The organism is Polyangium sp. 15x6 (genome assembly GCF_029960785.1).
GTDB lineage: Bacteria > Myxococcota_A > Polyangia > Polyangiales > Polyangiaceae > Polyangium.
Window position 1 is genome coordinate 13,151 of sequence record NZ_JASBQE010000081.1, and the last position, 24,077, is coordinate 37,227.

14 protein-coding genes are annotated in these 24,077 nt (G+C 69.8%); 5 read left to right on the plus strand and 9 right to left on the minus strand.

The features are described 5' to 3' along the window. Nucleotides 1-12 precede the first annotated feature (12 nt). Nucleotides 13-1,206, plus strand: a complete 1,194-nt coding sequence (locus QHF83_RS39130; protein ID WP_282423175.1) for a DUF4384 domain-containing protein — start codon at nt 13-15, stop codon at nt 1,204-1,206. On the opposite strand, the gene QHF83_RS39135 is transcribed toward QHF83_RS39130, so the two are convergent. From QHF83_RS39135 to QHF83_RS39155, 5 genes are all read right to left on the minus strand, one after another. Continuing rightward, nucleotides 1,196-4,576: an AAA family ATPase gene (locus QHF83_RS39135; protein WP_282423176.1), complete on the minus strand. Its 3,381-nt coding sequence runs from the start codon at nt 4,574-4,576 to the stop codon at nt 1,196-1,198. The genes QHF83_RS39130 and QHF83_RS39135 overlap by 11 nt on opposite strands. Nucleotides 4,577-4,628: 52 nt before the next feature. Next, entirely contained in the window at nt 4,629-5,774 is a 1,146-nt protein-coding gene (locus tag QHF83_RS39140; RefSeq protein WP_282423177.1) for a UDP-N-acetylmuramate dehydrogenase, read from the minus strand. Nucleotides 5,775-5,785: 11 nt separating this feature from the next. Further along, nucleotides 5,786-9,583 (minus strand): hypothetical protein, encoded by a 3,798-nt coding sequence (locus tag QHF83_RS39145; RefSeq protein WP_282423178.1) that lies wholly within the window; start codon nt 9,581-9,583, stop codon nt 5,786-5,788. A gap of 79 nt (nt 9,584-9,662) precedes the next feature. Next, the gene (locus tag QHF83_RS39150) at nt 9,663-9,977 is read right to left on the minus strand and encodes a DUF962 domain-containing protein (RefSeq protein ID WP_282423179.1); all 315 of its coding nucleotides are present in this window, start codon (nt 9,975-9,977) and stop codon (nt 9,663-9,665) included. Between the two features lie 15 nt (nt 9,978-9,992). Continuing rightward, the gene (locus QHF83_RS39155; RefSeq protein WP_282423180.1) at nt 9,993-11,558 is read right to left on the minus strand and encodes a hypothetical protein; all 1,566 of its coding nucleotides are present in this window, start codon (nt 11,556-11,558) and stop codon (nt 9,993-9,995) included. 199 nt (nt 11,559-11,757) lie between these two features. Between QHF83_RS39155 and QHF83_RS39160 the strand changes: the two genes are divergently transcribed. The 4 genes from QHF83_RS39160 (at nt 11,758) to QHF83_RS39175 (ending at nt 15,538) form a co-directional block, all read left to right on the plus strand. Then, nucleotides 11,758-12,855, plus strand: coding sequence for a hypothetical protein (locus QHF83_RS39160; protein ID WP_282423181.1), 1,098 nt, complete (start codon nt 11,758-11,760; stop codon nt 12,853-12,855). Nucleotides 12,856-12,860: 5 nt separating this feature from the next. After that, on the plus strand, nt 12,861-13,460 hold the full coding sequence (locus tag QHF83_RS39165; RefSeq protein ID WP_282423182.1) for a Uma2 family endonuclease: 600 nt from the start codon (nt 12,861-12,863) through the stop codon (nt 13,458-13,460). A gap of 166 nt (nt 13,461-13,626) precedes the next feature. Further along, on the plus strand, nt 13,627-14,829 hold the full coding sequence (locus tag QHF83_RS39170; protein WP_282423183.1) for a DUF3455 domain-containing protein: 1,203 nt from the start codon (nt 13,627-13,629) through the stop codon (nt 14,827-14,829). Between the two features lie 28 nt (nt 14,830-14,857). Further along, the gene (locus QHF83_RS39175; protein ID WP_282423184.1) at nt 14,858-15,538 is read left to right on the plus strand and encodes a hypothetical protein; all 681 of its coding nucleotides are present in this window, start codon (nt 14,858-14,860) and stop codon (nt 15,536-15,538) included. Here QHF83_RS39175 and QHF83_RS39180 read toward each other — a convergent pair. The 4 genes from QHF83_RS39180 to QHF83_RS39195 all read right to left on the minus strand — a co-directional run bounded on the left by QHF83_RS39180 (nt 15,496) and on the right by QHF83_RS39195 (nt 23,978). After that, the gene (locus QHF83_RS39180; RefSeq protein WP_282423185.1) at nt 15,496-17,967 is read right to left on the minus strand and encodes a serine/threonine-protein kinase; all 2,472 of its coding nucleotides are present in this window, start codon (nt 17,965-17,967) and stop codon (nt 15,496-15,498) included. The genes QHF83_RS39175 and QHF83_RS39180 overlap by 43 nt on opposite strands. A gap of 4 nt (nt 17,968-17,971) precedes the next feature. After that, a complete protein-coding gene (locus QHF83_RS39185) occupies nt 17,972-18,610 on the minus strand; it encodes a sigma-70 family RNA polymerase sigma factor (protein ID WP_282423186.1) in 639 nt (212 codons plus the stop codon). Nucleotides 18,611-18,647: 37 nt separating this feature from the next. After that, a complete protein-coding gene (locus tag QHF83_RS39190; protein ID WP_282423187.1) occupies nt 18,648-21,143 on the minus strand; it encodes an ATP-binding protein in 2,496 nt (831 codons plus the stop codon). A 222-nt stretch (nt 21,144-21,365) separates the two neighbouring features. Next, nucleotides 21,366-23,978, minus strand: coding sequence for a CehA/McbA family metallohydrolase (locus tag QHF83_RS39195; protein WP_282423188.1), 2,613 nt, complete (start codon nt 23,976-23,978; stop codon nt 21,366-21,368). Nucleotides 23,979-24,077 lie beyond the last annotated feature (99 nt).

The following is a 24,077-nucleotide window of genomic DNA, read 5'->3' on the forward strand; positions in this document are numbered from 1 at the left end:
CCCTCGGCAGCCATGTCCCAACGCCGAAGCTTCGTGCACCTCGGCCTCGGTGCGCTCGCCGTGGTCGGCATCGCCCTCGCCGGCGCGTCCTGCGTCGCAAAGACCCCAAGCAGCGTCGCGTGTGGTGACGAGGTGCGTCCCACCATCGATTGCTCGAGCGAGATCCCCGAGGGCGACATCGGTGTCCTGAACCTCGCCTCGGAGACGGCGACGTTCGAGGATGTCGCGATCCGTCGCATCTCGGCGGAGACCGAGAAGTTCGTCGCGGCGCACACGCGCCTCTGCCGCGACTACAACGCGTGCGCGATCGACAAGGCGACGTACGACGAGGAGAAGAAGGCGCTCCTCAAGCTGCTCACTCCCGTTGGCTCGCTGATCGCGGCGGTGAAACAGGCGTCGTCGGAGGACGAACGGCAAGCCGCGCTCGACGCGCTCTACCAGCACACGGTGCCGGAGGCGGAGCGCAAGGAAGAGCTGACGCTCACGCTGTCGATGGAGGCGGAGCTGCCGGAGAGCGCGGGCGGCGGGACGCGCACGGTCAAACCGGACGAGCCGCTGCCGACGAACACGCGCGTGTTCTTCAAGGTCGAGGTCAAGCCGCGGGCGTACGTCTACATCTTCCAGAACAACGCGACGAGCGGCCTCACGGTGCTCTTCCCGGACGAGCGGATCGGCACGAAGAACCCGCTCGATGGCAGCCGGGAGTCACGCATCCCGAACGGGGAGCTCAGGTTCCGTTTGAACGAGAAGGACCTCGGCTTCGAGGACATCTACATCGCCGCGTCACGCACGCCGCTGCAGAGCCTGGACGAGGCGCTCGCGCGCGTGCGTGACGGGAAGGTCACGCGCATCAAGGACGACAAGCTCCTCGACGGGATGAAGCACCTGCCGGTCGAGGGCGCAGGCGCGAAGAAGGACTCGAAGTGCCGCGACGCGGGGCTCGAGAGGTGCCCGCGCATCCGTGGGCTCGAGCTCGACCTCGGCGGTGCGTCGGGGAGCAATTCGGGGATCAAGCCCGCGTCATTCGTCGCGCGCACCGAGCCTGGAGACGGGCTCATCATGAAGGTGTTCTCGTTCCAGCACACGAGCGAGGGCGCGGCCTACAAGGACGCGGCGGAGAAATACGCGAAGCTGCCGGCGCCGAAGACGCGCGGAGGGCTCATCATCGAGCGAACGCGCACGCGAGGCGGTCTGATCATCGAGTGAAGGCAGCGCCCCCCGGCGTGCCCACGTCCGCGAGTCGACGGGCTTCCTCAAGCAAACGCCGCGTGGGCGCCCGGAGCGAGACCTGCCGACCCTCGACGTCGCGCACCACGTCCCGGAGCCTCGTCATCGTGGCAGCAGACTCGTTCGTCCCCGTGCGCGCGGCGTGAAGCGCCAACCAGAGATCGGCGCGAGCCACGAAGTCCGCGTCGCCCGTCGCCTCGGCACGGGAGCGGGCGAGCTCCGCGTCTTCGATCGCCGAGGGATCGCCTAGCCGCGAACGGATCTCCGCGCGACGAAGCAAAGACACGATCGCCTGGTAGTCATGGCCGCCTGCAAAGGCCAGCGCGATCGCCTCGTCCGCGGAAGCCCGCGCTCCGTGGAGATCTCCCGTCTGGAGCAAGGCGTCCGCGCAGATCGACTGGGCCCCCGTGAGCACGACATGATCACCGGCCGCCCGCGCCGTCTCCACGGCGAGCTTCACGGCGACGACCGCCTGCTGCGGATTGCCCGCGCGAAGGTGGGTCGTCGCGACGTTGGCGAGGACCTCGCGGTGCAACGTGCCGAACTTGAACGTCCTGGCTCGCTCCGCGATGCTTTCGAAGAGCGTAATTGCAGCGGCGAAGTGGCCTGCGTTCGAGTGCGCGATGGCGAGGTAGCTGTCCGCGTCGAGCTCGGCCCAAGGGGACTTGAGATCGCGGGCCGCGCTGCGCGCCATCTCGACGGCCCGAACGAGCCGCGCCTGATCGCTGGGATCAACCTCGATGATCAGGTCGAGCCGCATGGCGAGCGCGCGATATCGCAGATCGAGCGACGTCTGCCCCGCAACCGCGATCGCCTCCTCCGCGAGCGCGAGCCCGCGACGCCCACGCACGAGGCGCGCCACGGCGAGCCGCGTCTCGATGCGCAGGACGAGGTCACCGTGCGCGTCCGCGTCCGCGACGAGCGAGGGATCGTGATCGGACGGTAGATGCCGGAGCGTCGCGGCGATCGCGAGCGTGAGCACGCGTGCTTCGAGCCGCACGCCCATGTCCATGACGCCGTCGAGGTGGATCCTCTCCAGCCGATCTTTCGCCTCGGCCGCGCGACCCGCGCGGAAGAGCGCGTCGACCACGTGCAGCTCGGCGCGCGCGCGCTCGTCCCCCTTCGCCACCTGCGCGAGCTTCTCCGCGAGCTCGATCGCCCGTTCGAACTCGCCGCCCGCGAGCGCCTTCGCCACGGCCTTGCCGTACCAGCGCGCGGCCTCCTCGCGCTCGCCGAGCGACTCGTGCCCCGCCGCGAGGAACGACGCGTTCTCCTCGGCGACCTCGCTCCGCCCCACGGCATCGAGCAAGCTGCGGTGGATGCGGCGGAACCACGGCTTCTGCCGCACGTCCTCGAGCGCCGCTTGCCGCACGATCTCCTGCGCGAACCCGTACTCTTGCCGCTCGCCGCGCACGATGAGCAGGCCCGACTCCACGAGGAGCTCGAGCGCCTGCTCCACGCTCCGCGCGTTCGTCCCCGCCGCCTCCACCGCCGCGACGAGCTGCTCCACCGGCAAACCCGAGCCGTAGAGCGCGACGCACGCCAGCACGTGTTGAGCTGCCCGCTCGCCGTCCGATCCTGGATCGAAGAACGAGTCGAGCCGCGCGCGCAAGAGGTCCCTGACGCCCGGCACCGAGGCGCGCAGGATCGACTCGTCGCGCGGTCGCCACGCGGCGTCACGCCAGACGAGCGAGCCGGTCTCGTTCCACACGAGGAGCGGCTGCACGAGGAAAAACGGCACGCCGCCCGCGCCCTCGACCACGGCACGCTCGATGTCCTTCGCGATCGGCGCGACGTTCTGCACGAGCGCGGAGGCGTCCTTCGTGGAGAGCGCGTCGAGCATGACGCGCGTCGCACCCGCGCCGATGCCTTGCTCGACGCGACCCACGAAGCGCCGCAGCGAGACGCTCGGGTTCGGCTCGTCGCGTACGGTCACGATGACGAAGAGCCGCCCGCGCCCCTTGCGGATCGCTCGATCCGTCAGCATGCGCAAGAGCCCTTGCGTGTGCTCGTCCGCCCACTGCGCGTCGTCCATGTCGAGCACCGTGGGCTCTTCGAGGCTCGCCTCCACGAGCGCCTCCTCGATCGCCTCGATCGACGCGTCCAGCGCGGCGCGTGTCATCGCGGCCTCGACCGAGAGCGCGCGCTCGATGGCGTCGCGCATGCGGCCGAGCCCCTTCACGCCCTCGATCGCGGTGCGCAGCGCGCGGAGCGGCGTCCTGCGCTCGACCGAGCAACGCGCGTCGATCACGCGCCCGAAGCCATACGCCGCCGCCGCCGCGACGATCTCGTCCGCGACGCGTGTCCTGCCCACGCCGAACGATCCCGTCACGAGCGCGACGCGCACGCTGCCCGCGGCCGCCTCCTCCGCGGCGCGCTCGAGCACCTTCACCGCCGCGTCCCGACCGACGAGGCGTGGCCTGTCCGTGAGCTCCTGCGGCGCGTTCTTGTCCTCGCCCACGAGCTTGCGAACCGCCCGATCGATCGGCTGATGCTCGCGGTGCTCGCCGATCTCCGGATCGGTACAGCGCCACGGCTTGCCGGGCGCGTGCGGGCCGTCCGCGAAGAGCAGCCGCTTGTCGACGAGCGGCAGGTACGGCGACACGGGCATCCACGTCCCGTCTTCGCGCACCACGTACGCCACGCCGGCCTCGACGCCCGCGGACAGCGCGCCCTTCGTCTTGCGCCAGACCCCGCCCCGGAGCGGCGTGCCCATGCGCGCCTCGTACGTCGGCGGATCGAGCGACACCACGCACCGGAGCGACAGCGACAGGAGCGCCTCGGTATTTTCGAGGAGCGCCATCAGCTTCTCCAGCGCGTTGTCGCCGGAGCCGCCCCGATGGATGAAATCGTTACGAGCAGAAACGAGCTCGGTCAGCGGACGCTGCGAGGTGAACGCGAGCATCTGCGCGAGCGCCGGGTCGTAGGGCTTGAGCGCATTGCCGACGGTGCGCGTGAGCTCGCACCACATCCCGTCCGAGATCCGCGCCGCCCGCGCGAGCGCCTCCGCCAAGGGCCTCGGCGCGGCCGCGCCGCCGAGCTTCGCCACGAGCGCGGCGAGGCCGAGGGAAAAACCATAACGAACGATGCCGATCCCGAGCTCGAAGAGGCGCTTGCGCACGCCGGTCGCGTCCCCCTCGGCCCGCGCGATCTCCACGCCGACCGCGAGCGTGGCGACCGGCTCGGGCATCGTCGCGATACGCCCCGCGAGCTCGTCGAGCATGTCCTCGTCGAGCGGCTTCGGCGGCCGGAGGCTGCGGAAGGTGCGTGGCTCCGCGTTCTCCTCGTCGGCGGGGAGATCGTCACGCGCCTCTTCCGGGGCCTTGCCTTCGTCCAGGGGTTCGACCACGTCGACAGGGTAGCGCGTAGCCGCGTTCGCGGTTGCAGAACACGCCGTAAAATCAGGTCGTTGGGTGCCCCACGAGGTCCTCGACCTCCTCGGGCCGGAAGCCGAGCATCACGGGCTCCGGCACGAGCCGGACGCCGAAGCGCGCGAGCACGCCGTCGCGGATGCGGCGCGCGAAGCGGAGGATGTCTTCGGCGGTCGCGCCGCCACGGTTGACGATCGCGAGCGCGTGGCGCGTGGACAGACCGACCGGTCCGTCGGTCGTGCCCTTCTTGAATCCAGCACGCTCGATGAGCCACGCGGCCGGGATCTTCACGCGACCCGGGCCCGCGACGAACTGCGGAAGGGTCTCGCCGGGCTCGAGCACGTTCGCGGCCTCGATGCGCGCGCGGGCCTCGGCGAAGGCCGCCTCGTCGAGCGTCGGGTTCACGAAGAACGAACCGGCGCTCCGCGCGTTCTCGTCGCCCGCCTCGACGAGCATCGACTTGCGACGGCGTAGCTCCAGCACCGCTTTGCGCACCTCCGCGAGCGAGGGCGACGGCCCGGCGCCCGTCTCGCGCAGGTATCGATCGAGCTCGGCGTACCGCACGGCCGCCGAGCCGCCGCGCTGAAGGGAAAACGTCACGCCGACGATCACGAACCTGCCGCTCGCCCGGCGCTTGAAGACGCTGTCGCGATACCCGAAGCGGCAGCCGAGCCGATCGATGCCCACGGTCGCGCCGCTGCGCCGATCGATGCCGTAGACGAACGTGATCACGTCGCCCGCTTCCTGACCGTACGCGCCGATGTTCTGGATCGGCGCCGCGCCCACGTCGCCCGGGATGCCCGAGAGGCACTCGAGCCCGGCCCAGCCTTGCTCGACGGTCATCGCGACGAGCGCGTCCCACGACTCGCCCGCGCCCGCGCTCAGCGTGACGCGATCTCCCTCGATCGCGTGGTTGTAGCCGGAGACCGCGACCCGCAGGACGAGGCCGTCGACGCCGCGATCCGCGACGAGCACGTTCGAGCCGCCGCCGAGCACGGTGACGTCGAGGCGATGGTTGCGCGCCCAGGCGAGCGTGTCGTGCACGGCCTCCTCGGTGCGCGCCTCGACGTACCGCGCGGCCGGTCCGCCGACGCCGAGCGTGGTCCGCGGCGCGAGCGGCACGTCGAAAAGCATGCCCATCGGCGCGCGCGCCGACTCGGGCGGCTGGGGACGCATCGTACGCAAGCTCAGGGCGCCACCTTCACGCGCGTGCCCGCCATGAACCCGTCGTCCACGGCGCGCACGCGCTCGACGAAGCTGTCGTACTCGTTCGCCGACACTGTGCCCGTCGGCAGATCGAGCAGGAACGACTCCTCGATCACGCCTTCCTTGTACGTGCCCTCGCGTGACGCGGAGAAGCGGTCGTGCGCGACCTTCACGGACGCCGGCGCGCGCGCGATCGTGGCGCCCTTGGGCAGCTCGATGCGGCGACGCACGCGGTACTGGAACGGCCTGTCGATGGTGAGAGCGCTCTCGCGGCCCGCGCGCGACGCGTAGAACGAGGCGAGCGTGCTCGAAAAACCCCGCGCGAGGTGCATCGGCTCGAGGCCCGGCAAGAGCCACGTCTTGCCGTCGCGGGTCTCGGGCTGCGAGTAGCCGTAGATCGCGATCTTCGCGCGCACCGAGACCTCCCACGAGCCCTCGCTCGATCCGAGCTCCACGTCCTCGACGTCGGCCCAGGGCACCCACGTGAGCACCACGTTGCGCAGCATCTCGCGCCGATCCGTGCCGACGACCATGTCGAGCGAGTCCGCGAGCGACTGCGCCTCGCGCCCGCGCAGCGCGATCGAGAACGTGCCGCGCGCGACGCCCGACGCGTCGAGCGCGAGCCGGATCTCCACCTCGTCGCCCTTCTCGCTCGCGTCGCCCTGCACCGTGACGAGGCTGCCGTCGGGCAGGATCGCGTTCCTTCCTCGAAGCTCCGGGCTCACGCGGCCCGGAGGCAAGGGCGGGCCATCGACGTCCGCGTCGATCCAGAGCTCGCCCTCGGGCAAACGCGCGACGACGAGCGGATACCGGAAACGGCCTACGTGCGGCGGGAAATCGGCGGCGCCGCTGAACGGCTCGGTCTCGGCGATCGCGAGGCGCGCGTCCACGCCGAGCTCGCGCAGCGCGCGCCACACGACGAGGGCGCGGCTGCCCTGACCGAGCTCGAGCACCGTGCGCGCCGTCGTCTGTTGCGGGCCCGTGCCGTACATCGCCGACACGTCCGAGAGCTCGCCGCCGCCGGGCACCTTCACGCGCTTGCCCACGGCCGTGACCACGCGCTCGACGAGCGCGCGCGACGGCGTCGTGACGGTTCCGGCGGCTTCACGGGCGAACCGCGCGACGTACGGATCCTTGTCTTCGAGCGCGCGGACGTGATCGTCGAGCAAGCGCCCGAGGTTCGCCCAGGTCTGCGTGCCGAAGCTGATCGTCACCGACTGTTCGAGCCGCGGCACGCCGTCCTCGATGCGGCGCGGCTCCTTGTTCTCGATGCGCCAGACGCGGATCTCGTCGCCCTTCTCCGTGCGCACCTGGGGCTTACCGAGCAAGGGATGCGACCAGAGGCCGAGCGCGAGCGAGGCCGGGCGGCGGAGCTCGATCTCGGCCTCACGCACGCCGGTGCGGGCCGGCAGGAGGTCGGGCCCGTCCACCACGATCTGCCCACCCGCGTCCGGCACCACGAACCCTTCGAGGATCTGCTCGACGTAGTCGCCCTTTTCGAGCTCCGAGAGATCGCTGTGGCTCTGCGCCGCCATCGCCACCTGATCGGGCTCGACCACGCGGCCGTCGCGCTTGTGGATCCGGCGCCGGAGCAAGCGCTGCGCGGCGTTCGCCTCGATCGCGGGCCCGTACGAGACGGCGCCCTCCGCGACGTCCGTCGTGCCCGACACGCGCCGCAGATCGTAGACGAGGTACCGGAGCACGCCGCCCGCATCCACGGCGTATCGCTCGACGTGTCGCAGCACCGCCGTGCCCGCGCCGGGCATCACGTTCGCCGCCCGGTCCGCCGAGACGAGGCGCGCGCCTTCGGCCTCGAGGTCGCGCGCTTGATCCGGTTCGAGCGCGAGGATCCGGCGCAGGATCGGGATCGCGTACGGCGCATCGGTCGCCACGCGTTGATCACGCTCGAGGCGCGGACGTACGAGGTCGGAGCGATTCCTGCCGGCCGCGAAGCCGAGCGCGTCGAGCAGACGCCTCCGCGCCGGCGGCGTCGCATCGTAAGCCGCGATCGTCGCGTCGAGGTCTCCCGCGAGCACGTGAAGCCCGACCTCCGTGTCGCGGAATGCATCCGGCGCAGAGCGCAGACGCCGCACGCGGCCGAGCTCCGAGAGGGCCGCGCGCGTGTCTCCGCGCTGCTGATGCGCGTACATGCACGCGAGATCCGCGCGGCTCGTCCCTCCCGTGCACGCGGCCTTCACGGCATCCGCGCCGATCCGCCCGTGCAGATACGTATCGACCCGCGCGAGCAGCGGCGATCCCGGCACGGCCGTCTCCAGCGCGCGATACGCCTCCTCCGCGACGTCGAGCATCTGCCCACGTTTCGCCGCTGCCGCCACGTAGGTGAGCGTCATCGGATCCGTCACGGCCTTCTCGGCCGCGGGTTTGTCCGCGGGCTGCTGCCCTGTCGCCGGCGGACGCACGCCGAGCTCGCCGAGCGCGTCCGTGAGCCCCTCGACCACGCGCCTCCGCTCCGTCAGCGCCGCGCGCGTCACGAGCGCCTCCCAGGCCTTCGGCCACTTCGCGAGCGCCTTCTCCGTGTAGGCGCGCAGCCGCTCGATCTGCTTCGAATCCGGCAGATCGTCGGCCTTCGACGTCGCGCGCGCGGCCAGCAAGAACGCGCGCGGGCTGCTCGTCTCCGGCAAACCTCGCTCTTCGATCAGGTGCTCCGCGTCGCGCGCCTCGCCGAGCCCGAGCAGCGCGGCCGTCGTGAGCGCGAGCGTCGGCTCGCCGGGCCTCCACGCCGTGAGCTCGATCGGCATCGCACCGCCGGTCTTGCCCACCGTGGCCACGTCCCCCGCGCTCGGCGCGCGCAGCGGCAAGGGCAGACCGTCGTCGCCCCACACGTCGAGCTCGATCTGATCGCCGTCGCTCATCTGCCCGACCCGCACGACCACGCGCGCGCGCCCGGCCGGCAGGTCGATGCGCCCGAGCCGCGTCACGGCGCCGTCGCCGGCCTCGAAGCCGCGACGAAGCACGCGCGTCCCCGCGATGTCGACGACCGCCGCCGACGTCGACGAGAGCGACAGAAACACCTTCTGCTCGCGCGGGTTGTCGATGTCGACCACGACCGCGCGCACGCCCGGCAGCGAGAACGTCGCGTTCACGTCGAGCCTGCACGCATCCGCGCGCACCACGTGCGGCGTCACCTCGGCGAAGAACGGCCGCGCGCCCGGGTACGTCGCGCCAAACGCGCCCGACGGCGCGATCTGCGACGGCTCGGCGAGGCCTCGCAGCGCGGCGAAATCGAGCGGCGCGATCAGGGCTGCTTCCCGCGCGCACCCGCGACGCTCGCCCCACACCATCGCCGCCTGCTCTTGCCCCACGTACATCGCGAGCTCGTGCAGCGCCGTCGCCAGCATCCCGCGCATCACCGGGAGCATGCTCCCATCGTCACCCTGCGCGAGGCGCTCCCCGGCCGCGGTCCATGCCGCGCGCAGCCGCTCCACGACCGCGGGGATCCCGTCCCGCGAGCGATACGCCACGGCCTGTTCCCCGGGCAACCCGAGCGCCTCGACTTCCCGGAACGCGAGCGCGTCGAGCGACGCGACGACCGTGGCGAGCGCCTCGGGATCACCTGCGTTCGCGATGGCCCGATCGATCGCGTCGAGGTACTTCGCGGACGCGAGCGGATCGACCGCCTCGGCGTCGAGCGCCTCGACGAACGACTCCGCGAGCTTGGCGGACGGTGGTGCTTGCGGCGCGACGGGCGTCGGGCCGAGACAAGCGGCGACGAGGAGCGCCGCGGAGACGAGCCCGAGGCGGGCGGAATGAAGGCGCATCGGCGGCTCCATGCTGCCTCATCCACGCGCGCTTGGCACGCGCGGCGAGGTCAGGCGCAGCGAGGTCACGCGCAGGCTGCTAGGCGGCCGGAGATTCTTCGTACACGCGGATGCCGTACTTCTCCATGCACCAGAGAAGCCCGATGACCAGGCTCCGCTTGTCGTCCACGAACGAAGGTTTTTTCCCTTCGAACGCGTGCCCCACGAACTGGAAACCCCAACCCACGGTGAACAACGCCCCCGCGAGCGGCAGGCCGACGAGCGTCGCGCCCACGGGGAAGCTCATCGCGATGAGAGGGATGCCGATCTTGTGGCAAGCCTGGTTGCGCGGATCGCGGTGATCGTCCTGGTACTTGTGGAGGAGACGGGTCCACTCGGCGTTCAGGGAAATCATGGTCGGGCGCGAAGACTACCACGAGCGCCCGCCACGCGGCCCCCTCCGTGACCCCGGACCGAAGATCCGCGACGGAGGCCCCGAAGGCGGCTCCGCGCCCGCGAGCAGCCGCGTCGCCTCCTCGCTCACCGCCGCGCCGTCCTCCGCCTCGCCGCTCGTCGTGAGCGCATCCCCGAACCGCCAGAGCGAATCGGCGAGCTGGTAGCGCACCTCCGCGTTCTTCCCGCTCCGCGCATAGAGCTTCCGATCGATCGCAACGGCCTCGCGATACGCCGCGACCGCGCCGATGACGTCGCTCGCGTGCACACACGCGTCCGCGAGTCGCTTCAGCGAATACGACACCTCGCCGAGCGCCTCGGGCCCCTCCCCCATCGCCGAAAGCACCCGCCGCCGCAGCAAGAGACACTCCGAGAACGCCACCGCCGCGTCCGCCGGCTTGTTCGCGGCGAGCCGCGCATCGCCGATCCGCTCGAGCGCATCCGAGAGCTCGAGCAAGGCATCCGGCCCCTCGTCGCCTTGTCGCATCGCGCGGATCGCTCCGAGCGCGAACTCCTCGAAGCGAGAGGCCGCCACGTGCTCGCGGCGCTCCCGCGCGATCCGCGCCGCCAGGCAATACCAGGCCGGCGGCACCTGCCCCGGCATCCGCGCTCCGTACATCGCGAGCGCCTTCTGCACGTGCACCGCCGCGCGCGACAGATCCTCGTTCTCCGTCGCGATCTCCGCGAGCACCGCGAAGACACGCGCCTCGTCGAGCGCGTCCCCGCGCACGCGGAGCAGCGTCGCCGCCTCGTCGGCCGCGTCCTTCGCGTCCTGCATTCGACCTTGCCGCAAGAACCCTTCGGCCGCCTCGACGAGCGCGTGCGCGCGGATCACCTCGGGCCGCGGCGGCGGAGGCGGCGGCGTCGGCCGCGAGCCCATCGTCGCGGGCGCGAACGACGCCGCGGGCATCGACGGCGTCGACGCGCGCGCCGAGTTCTCGGCTTGCCAGGCCTTGAGCCGCTCCGGGTTCTGCGAGATCGCCACGAGGTCGTCCGGATCGGCTGGCGCGACGCGCATCGAGCTCGTCGACGGCCGCGTCCCGCCGCGCACCGGCAGCGGCGTGCTCGGCCGCACCGCGCCCGCATTGCGCGGCGTGATCAGGAACGACATCGCCTTCACCTGCCAGAGATCCGGCGCGGCCTTCGACACGGGATCCACGACGCCCGGCGGCGCGGCGAGCACGATCCCTCCGAGCAGGACGCCACGCACCTCCTCGAAGAGCGCCTCGATCTCGATCACCGTCTGCTCCCACGCGCGCGTCCACGGCGTCTCGGGCGCGCCGGGCGCCTCGGCGTGGAGCGCCTCGATCCACACGAGCGACGCGTTCGCGAGGCTGCGATCTTCGAGCAGCCGCGTGGGCAGGCCGAGCAGCTCTTCCGGCGTGCTCGGCACGAGCGTCACCATCGCGTGATTCTCGGCCGTCACGTGCCGCTCGACCCGCTCGCGCAGCGTGCGCAGCTCCGCCGGAACGGGCGAGAACACGAAGCCGACCCAGAACCCGATCACGTTGTCGAGGCGGTCGCGGAGGTACTCCCACGCCACTTCACCGCGGATCGCCGGTGCTTTCGGCGCCGGTTGTTCTCCCTGTCCCCACCCTGTCATCGGTTCGTGACACGCGCAGGCCGCCGTCGAGCGGCCTCCCGGCTCCTGGCGAACCTTATCACCATCGCGGCCGCGTGGGCCCCTCGCACACGCGAACCTTTACGCCCTCGCCCACCTTGGCCTACCCTACGAACACCTCATGGCGCGCCGAGTCACTCGATTTCTTCGTTCCGTCCCGCACGCGGGGCTCGCGGTCGTTCTCCTCGCCTCTGCGTGCGGCGGTCAGCAAACGCAGACCAAGCCGAAGCCCGTCACGAATACGAACACCGAGGCCACGGAGCCCGAGGACGACGGCCCTGCGCTCGGCCCGCTGACGCTCACCCTCCCCGACGCTGCGGCCTCGGCGTGGGTGGGACAGCGCGGCAACTACGTCGATACGCTGAGCGGCATCTGGGGCCTCGACAAGCTCGTGATCGCCGTCGGCGGCGGCGGGACGATCCTGCGCAGCGAGGACTCCGGCATCAACTGGACGCGACAGGCCTCGCCGAAGGACGCGTGGCTGCGATGCGTCTGGGGCAGCGGCCCGGACGACATCTACGTCGTCGGCGGCAATGCGATCATGCACTCGACGGACGGCGGCATCACGTGGTCGCCGCAAAAGATCCCGATCACGGGCACGTTCTTCATGGCGGTGTGGGGGAGCGGCCGGGACGACGTCTACGTCGTGGGCGGCGATGGAAACATCCTGAACACGACGGACGGCGGAAAGACGTGGACGAAGGACAACAGCGGCGTGGTCGGCACGCTGTACGACGTGTGGGGCAGCGGCGCGGACGACATTTACGTGGTGGGCCAGGCGAGCAAGGACGGCGCGCCGATCGTGCTGCAATCGAAGATCGGCGGGCACCTCTGGTCGAAGCTGCCGGTCGACTCGCTCGACTCGCCGCTCCGACAGATCGACGGAGCGAGCGTCGATTACCTGTACGCGGTGAGCGCGAAGGGCACGGTGTACGAATCGAACGACCGCGCGGCGAGCTGGAAATCGATCGGGAGCTTCGAGGGCGACGAGCTCCTCGGCATTCGCGTGGTGGGCAAGGGCGACCTCTACGTGGTCGGCCGCAACCAGCAGTTCCAGCACACGATGGACGGCGGCAAGACCTGGAAAGACGAGCTCAGCTGGCCACACGGCGCCGCGGCAATCCAGGGCATCTGGGGCAAGGGCAAAACCGAGCTGTTCCTGGTCGGTGAGGGGACGCTCGAAGCCGGGCAGAAGGGGAGCCTGGTGCGGCGGAGGTGAGGGCGATGGCAGACGCGCGTGCTACCCTTGGCAGCATCATGGGCACGGCCGGGCGTATTGTCCCCAATCAGCGCATGACCTTCGAGGAGGCGGCCCGTCTCGATCCCGACGAGCAGGCGGGCGAGCTCGTCGATGGGGAATGGGTTCCGATGACCAGGGGCACGTGGAGACACGGCGAGATCGTTCTCTCGATCGGCTTCCTGCTGAGGCTTTATGCACGCGAGCAGCCTGGCTGGAGCGTGTCCGTCGCCGATCCCGGGGTGAAGCTCGCGCGAAACCCTGATCGCCTACGCGGGCCCGACGTCGCCATGGTGCGGAAGGAGCGGGTGCCCACGGGCAAAGGCGTGGACGGCTGGCTCGAAGGGGCGCCGGACCTCGCCGTGGAAGTCGCGAGCGACAGCCAATCCATTTCGGAAATGACCAAGAAGGCGCTCGAATACATCGCCGGCGGGTCGCAAATGGTTTGGCTCGTCGATCCGGAGCCCCGCCGCATCGTGCTCTTCACGCCCCCCAATCAAGTGAAGATCCTCGGCCCCGACGACACGCTCGACGGCGACGACCTGCTGCCGGGCTTCTCCTGCAAGGTCGCGGACATGTTCGTGTGACATAGTTCACCGAACCAGTCTCCGTCTTTTTTTCCTTCACATCCCGGAACCTCCGCAACCACCGGTCGAACGGCAGGACGACGCGGCCCCGCGCCGCGCTTCGCCTGCGCTCCCCGACCTTTCTGCGGCCCCGCCGACGGCGGCGTGCCGGACGGAGGATTCCATCATGCGCACCACGACCTCGCTCTGCCTCTTCGTCCTCCCCCTCGCGCTCGGCGCATGCGTCGACCAGGGTGCATTCCCTGGTGATCTCGAAGGCGACGACCTCGCCGAAGAGACCACGAAGATCCGCATCACGGTCCTCGATCACGACGACAATGGCGAGCAGACCGAGAAAGTCGTCGACATGGACGCGCGTGAATTCGCGGCGCTCACGGCGAAGCGCCGCGGCGCGCCCGCGGGCTCCGCTCCCGAGGCGCAGGGCGAGGACGACGTGGGCACGTCCGCGCAGGCGCTCACCGTGCAGAGCAACGCGGCGAATTGCACGTCGAAGGGGCTCCTCATCTACTCGCAGCCGAACCTCGGCGGTGAGGTCCTCTGCTTGATGACCGTGGGTCACGAAGCCGCGGGCACCACCGGCTTCTCGCTCCCGTGGGACTGGCGCCGCGAGAACGGCGGCAAGTATCCCATGAGTTACTGGTCCGGCGACGACGCCGGTCGGTTCGCCGCGTATTTCTCGGAGATCGCGTTCGGCCCCTGGATGGTCGTGAATGACGCGCCCTATCCGGCCACGGACGCCGTGTACGTGTACATGCAGCGCTTGCTCGGCGCGCCGGCGACGGACCCGTCGATCGCGGTCCCCTCGAATTACCCCCTCGTCCACAAGATGGCCGCGAAGGGGCACCAGATCTACGTCTGCGACGGCTCGCAATGGGTCCTCTCGGCGCCCTCGGCCGTTCTGCTCGACCCGCACGCGCCCTTCGACGTCCTCGGTCACCATTATGCCGGACCGCAATGGCGCGGCAATGACGGCAGCACCATCCGCGGCCGGAAGGTCTCCGAGGTCCCGTCGCCCGATCCGAATGCGATCCCCTGGCTCGAGATCGAGGTCATCGAGCGCTCGGGCAGCGGCGTGTTCTCGCCGATCGCCTTCATTCAGCGCGTCAACACGGCCTCCGGCAAGGCGCCGGCCACGACGTGCAGCGCGGGCAACCGGAACCAGCTCGTCTGGGTCGACTACACGGCGGATTACTACTTCTACGCCGCCCCCACGGCGCCCGCGGGCTGGGTATGCGCGCCCTCGTACTACAATGGAAATGACGGCTGCGACTGCAACTGCGGCATGCCGGACCCGGACTGCGTGAAAGAAAATCAGACCCTTTATGGTTGCGGCGGGCAGTGCACCATCTCCGGGACTTGTGTACCTTGATTCTCTCGCGGAAAGGACGGTGAACGCCATGGTCATGCATATCGAGGACGGCAAATACACGCTCCAGCAGAACCGCAAAGAGGTCGGCCTGGTCGTTGTCACGGGCGGCGTGGAGCACTGGTATCTCTACAGGAAAGTGCCGACGGACAAGGACGCCACGCACGGTATCTACACGGCGCCGAGCGACACGGCGCGGCTTGGCACCCCCGGCTCGTTCGGGACGGCGGAGGGCATCGAGACCACGTTCGTTCCCGAGACATCGTTCGATCCGAAGTCCTTCGATCCAAAGACCTTCCGGGCCCCGGCCGGCACCGACGCGAAATACATCGAGGCGAGGTGCACCCATCTCGGCGAGGTCACGGCCGCGCGGGTGACGCGCATCGCGACCATGCCCGGGAACGTGGGACAGATCGATTGGGGTCCCTATCAGGTCTGGCAGAACGGAAAGCTCGTCGGATACGTCGACGTGGCTCCGTATCGAGAAGCCGGTGCCACGAGCGTCCGCGCGCACGAGAGCTGGATGCTCTTCACCAGCGGATTCCCCAGCGATGGGGCCCATGGGAGCTACACGCCCCCCGGCGCCTCCGGCGGATCGTACGGCGTCCAGTTCGTCCGCCTGACGAGCCCCTCGGGCCACGCGGCCACGCTCATCCCGACCGGGACCGTCTACGAGACGATTCTCGCCGATTGCAACGTCCCCACCCGCTGAAGGAGCCGCGAGAGCGCCTCCTCGATCGAAAGCACGTCGAGCCGACAGGACGCATGCTCCGCCGGCACCGCGCTCGCCATCTCGGAGAGCGCCGCCTCCTCCACCGCCACGGCGACACCGCCCTCCGCGAGGAGCGCGAGCACCTGGATCCCCACGCTCGGCACCGGACAGGCGCGCGCCTTCGCGAGGATCGCCTCGACGTTCTCCCCCGACAAACGCTCCCCCGCCGCGACGAGCAAGGCCCCCGCGACGAGCCTCCCGAGCGGATGCCCCGTCCCGGAAAAACACCGAAATGCCCGCCCGGCGAGCGCCCGCGTGGCCTCGGGATCCCCTTTCCGATACGCCACCGCCGCCTCCGCGACCGAAACGAGCCCCTCGACGTGCAGGCTCCCGAGCCGCGACGCGGCCTCCACGAGCTCCTCGTCCGGCCCCTCGCCGTCCGTCTTCCCCGCGCGATAATCGATGCAGCGGCGCAGCCATTCGGCCCTCGCTTCGAGCATGGGCAGCCGGAACCTCCGCGCGAGCTCCGCTGCCGCCGCCGCGCCCGCGGCCGCCCGCTCCAGCTGAAACGCCTCCATCCACGCCGACGCCGCATCCAGCCGCGCCGCGATCTCCGTCGATCGAAATGGCGTGCCCTCCGCCGCTTCCTCTTCGAGCCGCGCGGCCTCCTCGAATCGATTCTGGCAATACCTGAGCCTGCCGAGCCACGCCGCGTGCGCCGCCTGCGCCGCCCGATCCCCGCTCGCGAGCGCCCAGGCCCGCGCCTCCTCGAGCACCGCCTCCTCGCGCCCGAGCGACACGCGCCGCGCCGCGAGCACCCGCACCCCGTAACGCAACCGTTCGAGGCGTGGATCCGGTAGCCGCGGCAAACCCTCCGCCAGCTCGGCCGCGCGCTCGGTCCACGCATTCACCGCGAGCGCCACGCGCACGAGCCGCTCGAGCGCGCGCGTGAGTTCCGTCCCTGGCCCCGGCCGGCAAAGCTCGTACAGCGCGCGATCGAGCCCCTGCGGCGACCCCTCGGTGAGCGCGATCTCGACCCATTGCGAGAGCAATCGTTCGAAGATGTCCGCGGGCATCTCCGAAAAACCCCGCAACGCCCGGAGCCCCTCTTCGAGATGGAGAACGGCGCGCGCGAGCCGCCCCTCCGCCGCGAGCGCGGCCGCCGACGCCATCGCCTCCTCCGCAATGGCGAGCGCCGGCGGCGCGCCCTCGGCCACGAGCATGCTCGCGAGCCGCACCGGCGTTTCGAGCGCGTCGATCGCCTCGCGATTCATCGCCAGCAAATCCCCATCCCACCGGCAGAGCCCCGCGCTCGTCCAGGCCTCGATCTCTTGCTCGATCCGGGCCGGATCCCCGCCGGTGCGCGAAAACAAGAGACGCGCCGCGTCCTCCCGGAGGTGCAGCAGCCGATCCGGCCCCGCGAAAAGCGTTCGCAGGTCCGCCTCCTCGATTGGTTTGTCAGAGGCGATGATTGCTTGCACGGCCGACGGTGTCCGCGAAGCGCCCCCTCCCCGAAGAACCTCGGCGACCTCGGCCGCCGAGCGCGGGCGTTCGTCGGAATTCGTGGCGAGCAGCCGATCCACCACGGCCGCGACATGCGCGGGCACCCCCTCCACGAGCGACGCGAGCGCGGGCGGCCGCCCCGTGAGTTTTCCGCGCAAAAGCTCCGCGAGGTCCGCCGACGCATGCGGAAATCGGCCCGTGAGCGCATGAAACGCCATCACGCCGACCGCATAGAGATCCGTCCGCGCGGAGAGCGGCAGTTCGGCGATCTGCTCCGGCGCGAGATACGCCGCCGTGCCCACGATCATCCCCACGCCCGTGATCCGCTCGGCCGTCGCCGCGCTCAGGCACGAGAGCCCGAAATCGAGGATCGTCGGCCGCCCCGCCCCGTCGACGAGCACATTGCCCGGCTTGAGATCCCGATGCAAGAGACCCACGGCGTGCACCCGCGCGAGCGCCTCGCAGAGTTTCACGAGCGGCCGTTCGAGCGCGGCCCACGTGCAGGGCACGGCCACGCCCGGAAATGGCGCGCCCTCCGCGCGTTCCATCACGACGAACGGATGCTCGTCCTCGATTCCCTCGTCGATGAGCCGCACGATCCCGGGGAGCCGCAGGAGCCGGAGCGATGCGACCTCCCGGCAAGCACGCGCGGCGAGCTCCCCCGTCCCGGGCCGCAGGATCTTCAATGCGACGCGCTCGCCCGACAGACGATCGTGCGCGTCCCACACCTCGCCATGACCGCCGCGCCCGAGGCGCCCATCGAGCCGATATCGCCCCGCGATCCACGCTCCTTCCCGCGCGAATTGCGGCAGCGGCAGCACGCCGCTCACGTGCGCGGCGGCCCGCAGAAACGCGTCCGACTCGCCGACGTCCTCGAGCCCTTCGAGATCGAGCGTATCGAGCGATTCGTCGGGCGCGGAATTCATTCGCTCACCGATCGTCGTCCTCGGGAATCAACCCCTCGCGGCGCGCCCGCTCGCGGAGCCCGTCCTTGACGAGCTGAAATCGCTTCCGGAGCCGCGCGGCTTCGCGCTTCAGCGCCTCGCCTTCGAGCGGCGGCTCGCCCTCGCCGCGCAGGACCTCCGCGAGCTCGAGCCACGAGAGCTGCCGATCCACGCGCAGCACGAGCAGCTCCTGGTCCTCCTCGGGCAATTCGGCGCGGAGCTCGGCGATCCGGCTCTTCACCTCGGAGCGCTCGAGCGGCGCGGTCGTGCTGCGAATCGCGGCGGCGACGCGCGACACCACGGACCCGCCGTCGAGCGGCGCCTCGCGCTGACGCCGCCGATGCGCCTCGCGGCGATGGTACAGGGACGTTCGTCGCGCGACGGCATACACGAACGTGCGGAGCGACGACATCCAGGCGAAGTTCGGCAGGCTCTTCCAGAGCGCCTCGGCGAACTGCGCGAATACATCGTCCGCCTCGTCGCGGTCCTGGTGCCGCGTCCCGAGGAACGTGTAGACCTCGGCGCCGTACGCCTTCAGCGCGACGGTCGCGGCCCCCTCGAAGTCCCCGCGTTCGCAGAGGCTCTTCGCCTCGAACTCCAGATCGTCGCGCTTCCGTGCCTCCATGAACGTTCGAGGATACACCTTTTTCGAGAAAGCGCGACTACATCGGCACGGCCGGCAGCCACATGCGGACCGTCGTCCCCTCGCCGAGCTTGCTCGTCACGTGGAGACGTCCCCCATGGTCCGTGACAAACCTTTGCGTGAGCGTGAGCCCGAGGCCCGTCCCCTGCCCCGGCGGCTTCGTCGTGAAGAAGGGGTCGAAAATGCGGTCGAGGTTCTCGGCGGGAATCCCACACCCGTTGTCGCGCACCTCGATCTCCACGAAAGGCGCGGCGTCCTCCGCCGATTGCCGCGGCCGCGCGAGGACGGAGACGGCGCCGCCCTCGGAGACGGAATCGAGCGCATTGGCGACCACGTTGAGCAAAGCCGCATCGAGCTGCGCCATGTTCGCGAGCACCGCCGCAGGCGCTCCCGGATCCTGCGAGACCTCGAGACGAACCCCGCGCGCGCGCGCCTGCGCCGCGGTGAATTCGAGCACGCGGTCGAGCGCCGCCCGCACGTCGCACGGCTCCTGGCCCGTCGGATGACCGCGCGAATAGTCGAGCAGCGTGTGCACGAGGCCCGAGCAGCGGGCCGCCTGCGATTCGATGGTGCCGAGCGCCTTGCGGAGCGCGGCCTCGTCGAGGATCCGCCCCTCTGTCGCGCCGAGCCGCCGGAGCAAGAGCTGCGCATTCATCAGGATGATGGCGAGCGGATTGTTGATCTCGTGCGAGAGGCCCGCGAGCATGGTGCCCACCGCGGCCATCTTCCCCGCCTGCATGAGCTCCTCCTGCGTCTCCGAGAGCCTCTCGAGCGTCCGCGCGAGCTCGCGGTTTTTCTCGGCCAGCTCCGCGTGCGCGCGGTGCAGGCGCTCGGCCGCGCGCACGCGCGCCGCGAGCTCGGCCGGATCGAACGGTTTGCCCAGGTAATCGTCCGCGCCGGTATCGAGGCCCAACGCCGCCGCGGCGTGCCCGGCCCGGGCCGTCAAGAGAATGACCGGAATATCCCGCCATGTGGAATCATGCTTGAGCCGGCGGACGAGCTCGAAGCCATCCATCTCGGGCATCATCACGTCCGACACGATGACCTCGGGCCGCCTCGCCTCCACGGCCTCGAGCGCGGCGCGGCCGTTCGTCACGAGCTCGACGTCGCATTCGGCGGAGAGGATATCCACCAGGTACGACCCCATGTCCGGATTGTCCTCGACCACGAGCACACGCGGCCTTTGCCCGTTCGTCGGGACGTACCGAGCGCACGCCGCGGCCCGCGGCGCGGCCGCCTCGAAATGGCCCGCATGGGGGGCGGGCGGCCGCGCCTCCTTGGGCTCGGGCGCGAGCCACGGCGCGGCGACGCGGTCGGCGGCCCACGGGAGCCTCACGAAGAAACGCGAGCCCACGGAGACCTTGCTCTCCACGGAGGCCTTTCCACCCATCAGCTCCGCGAGCTCTTTGACGAGCGAGAGCCCGACCCCCGTCCCTTCGTGCTTGCGCGTCGCCGAGGCGTCGATCTGCTGGAACCGCTGAAAAAGCAAATATTGCTTGTCCGCCGGAATGCCCGGCCCCGTATCCTCGACCGACAGCTCGAGCTCGGCGCCGACCTTCTGCAAGCGCACCACGATGCGCCCCCCCTCCGGGGTGAACTTCAGCGCATTGCCGAGCAAGTTCAGCACGATCTTCTCGAATTTGCGCCGATCGAGCGGGACCTGCTCCCGGACCATCGCCTCCAGCGAGAGCTCGACGCCGGCGCGTTCGGCCGAAGGACGCGCGGCGTCGACGATATCGGCGCAGAGCTCGGCGGCGTCGACGGCCTCCCAGTCGACCGTGAACTTGCCGGCCTCGATTTTCTGATGATCGAGGATGTCGTCGACGAGGCGATGGAGCCTGCGCGCGTTGCGCTGGATGCGCTCGAGATCCGTGCGCACCCGCGGCGAGAGGGGCTCGGAATCGTTTTCGCCCTTCGAGAGCATCGAGGCGAGCGGGCCCAGGATCAGCGCGAGCGGCGTGCGCAGCTCGTGGCTCATGACCGTGAGGAACTGCCCCTTTTCGCGGGCCGCGTCGTCCGCGACCTCTTTGGCTCTCTGGAGATCGATCTCCATCTGCTTGCGCTCGGTGATGTCCGCGTAAATGCCGAGCAGCCCGGCCACTTCGCCCTGCTCGTCGCGGATCGGGACCTTGCTCGTGAGCAGCGTGCGCTGCGCCCCGTCCATGCGGAGGACGGGCTCTTCGATGTCGAGGATGGGCGTGCCGCTCTCCATCACCTCGCGGTCGACCTTGACGAACGCGTCCGCGTCCTCGCGCCGGCTCCAGATGTCGTAATCGGTCTTTCCGACGAGGTTCTCCAGCGTCTTCGTGCCCGAATCATTCAAAAAATTCTGGTTCCCACCCAGAAAACGACCCTCGCGATCTTTCCAGAAAATGGCGTGAGGGACGTTCGCGATGACGTACTTGAGCACGGCTTGCTGCTGCTCGAGGGCGTCCTGCGCGCGCTTGCGTGCCGTGATGTCCGTGGCGACGCCGAGCACGCCCGAGCTCTTGGTCTCCGATATTCGAAGCGGCATAGAATGAACCTCGTACCAGGCGCCCTGCCGCAGGGGCCAAGCGCCTTTGCCAGGCGGGCCGCCTCCGGCATCGGGCGCCACGGTGACGACATGGGAGCATGGTGCAGGCTCAGTATAATACATTGCCTACATCCACGTGGAGGACGAACTGCTCGTTTTCGGCCGCCGAACAGGTTCGTCAGGAACGGACAGCGCCGCTCGAGGTCGGCACGAGCGGCCGCTTCACGGTTTCAAGAAGAACGGATTCGACGCCGCGAACGGCCGCCTCCCCGGATGCAGCGGAGCGAGGTCGCCGCCGCCTTTCGCATGAAATAGCACCCAGTTCCGCGGACGCGACGGATCCAGCGTCACCGTGACCTGATTGACGAATTTTTTCGACGGGCCGGCCCAGCCATCCACCGGGAGCAGCGCCTCGGTCGATACCGTCTTTCCATTCACGATCGTTTCCAGCATGCTCGCGTCGACCCAGCTCGCCGCCTCGATCGTCAGCGTGAACGTCGCCACCCCGCCCGCGCCGGTCTGCACCATCTGCCCGGGGTTTTCCCCGTTCGGGCCCGTCGCCGTCATGAACAGGCCGCCGCTGATCGTCGAGCCGCCGCTCGCGATTGCGTCGCGCACCAGCTCTTTCGTCAGCTTCGTCGGATCGTCGTGACCGAAGGACAGGCACGTCCGCGGATAGCCCACCGGGCTCGTCCTCACGTGGTGGCTGTCGGAGCTACCCACGGCCCAGACCGTCATCCCCGCCTCGAGGAGCGCGAACCAGTCCGCGATCGACTCGTCCCGGTTCGCCTCGAAATCGGAGTCGTTGAAGACCTCGATCGCGTCGAAATCGTCGCTCCAGAACCCGTCGCGGCCCTTGCCCGTCTTCCGATCGAGCGCCGCGGCGCTGAAATACGCCTGGAATCCGCCGCCGCTCGGGTGGTTCACGATGAGCACGGGGTTATCGGGCAGCGCGCGCACCAGCGCGAAGACGTCCTTCGGGTCCTTCCCGATCCAGTCGACCGCGCCGTTGTTCGCCTGCTTCGGGTCCGGCGTCATCGGCACGACCCCGAAATGCCCCCACGTGAACGTCGTCAGCTCCTCCGACGCCATGCCGAACGCCCATTGCGTGAGGCCCATGTTCTGGATCGAGGGCTGAAAATCAGCGACCCACTCGTGCTCGCTCGACACGGGGATGTCGAGCCCGTCCGCGATCGCGCCCCGCAGCTTGTGCTCGAACCGATCATTCGAATCCGCCGAGAACTGCGAATGAATGTGAAAATCGGCGCACATCACGCCCGTCGTGTCGACCGAATGCGCGAGGTTCGCCGGGAGCTCCAGCGTCTCGCCCGCCGCAACCGTGACGTCCGTCGCGAGCATCTCCCATTCGTAGCCGCGCGACACGATCACCGTATGCTCGCCCGGCGGCACCGACACCGTCGCATTGCCGTCCATCGCGAAGACCTGATGCAATCGCCCATTCGCCTCGTCGAGCACGCCGAACGCCTCGGGCGCCCCGGCGAGCGTGTCTTTCGGCACGACCTGCACGCGCACCGGCAGCGCCGCGCCCGACGCCGTCTCCTTCGCGACGACGTGAATCGTGCCGTTCGGATCGAGCGGAATGGTCGCTGTCGCCTCGTCCGCGCCGACCCCGAAGCCCGCGTGCGGCGCATATCCTTGCTTTTGCGGCACGAGCGTCACGGGCGCGCCCGGCGGCACGTGCACCACGAACGAGCCGAACGAGTCCGTCCGCGTCCGGCTCAAATACTCGCCTTCCGGGCTCATCGCGTGCAGCCACGCGCCCACGACACCCTTGCCCTGCGCGTCCTCGACCGTCCCCTTGATCTCGCGCCACGGCGCCTCGCCCGAGACGCGCCGCACCGCCTCGCGCAGGCCGTCGTAATCGGGACCGCCCGCGATGATCTCCGCCCGATCGATCGTCTTCGCCGAGCAAGCATCCACGACGAACCCGGGCCCGTAGAAGAGGGAAAAACCGCTGACCGTGAGGCCATACGCGAGCTCGTGGCCCGGAATGCGGAACGCGAAACCGAAATCGCCGCCGTCGAAGCCCGCCCACGCGACGCGGCCCGAGGGCTCCGCGAAGCCGAATTCAGGCGTGACGAGCTGCGTGTTCGAGTAATGGAAGAAGCCGAGCAGCTCGTCCGGATCCAGCCGTTCGACGCCGAGATCGATGGGCTCGTTCGACTTGTTGACGAGGCCGATACGCATCGTGACGCGCTCCTCCCCCGGCTGGAGCACGTAATCGTACACCGCCTCGTGCTCGTACGACCGCGGGAACAGATACGCGAGCGGCCCCTGCATGAACGGGATTTTCGAGAGCTTGCCCGCGACCCGCACGATGGCCTCGCCGCCGTCCGAGCCGTCCTTCAGCACCGTGACGCTCGTGGGATCGATCATCTCGATCGAGAGCCCCGTGAGCGTCTCGTTGTACATCGAGACCCCCGTGGGCTTGCCGTCGGCGTTCGCCTTGTCGATCGAGAGGATCTCGCCGCCGAAACGCGCATACCCGTCGGAGAAATCTTTATCCTCGATGAACACCACGATCTTGTCGTTCGCGAGGACGAAATCCCCCGGCTCGATCTGCTGCCGGCCATGCCCCGGCTGCGCGATGCCCGAAAGATCGGTCACCCGACCCGCGCGCGCCTGCCCCGCCGCCTTGGCGCCGAACGGCTCCTTGTGCCCGTTCGGGTCGCCGACCTCGAAGGCCAGGGCGTCGCAATTCCCGTCCGGCGGGGGCTCCTCGTCGGGGCCGCTGCACGCAGCGACGAGGGGCACCTGGACGAGGACGCAGAGAAGCGCACGGAAGGAAGGCGCGGCAAGCGAAGGACAACGCATGAGACCTCCTCGCGAGGCGGAATGCCCGACCTCAATGGATAGTCTTACGTTTCGGTGACGGCCTTGTGAAGCCCCCAAGACGACGCAGGTCGATCGTTG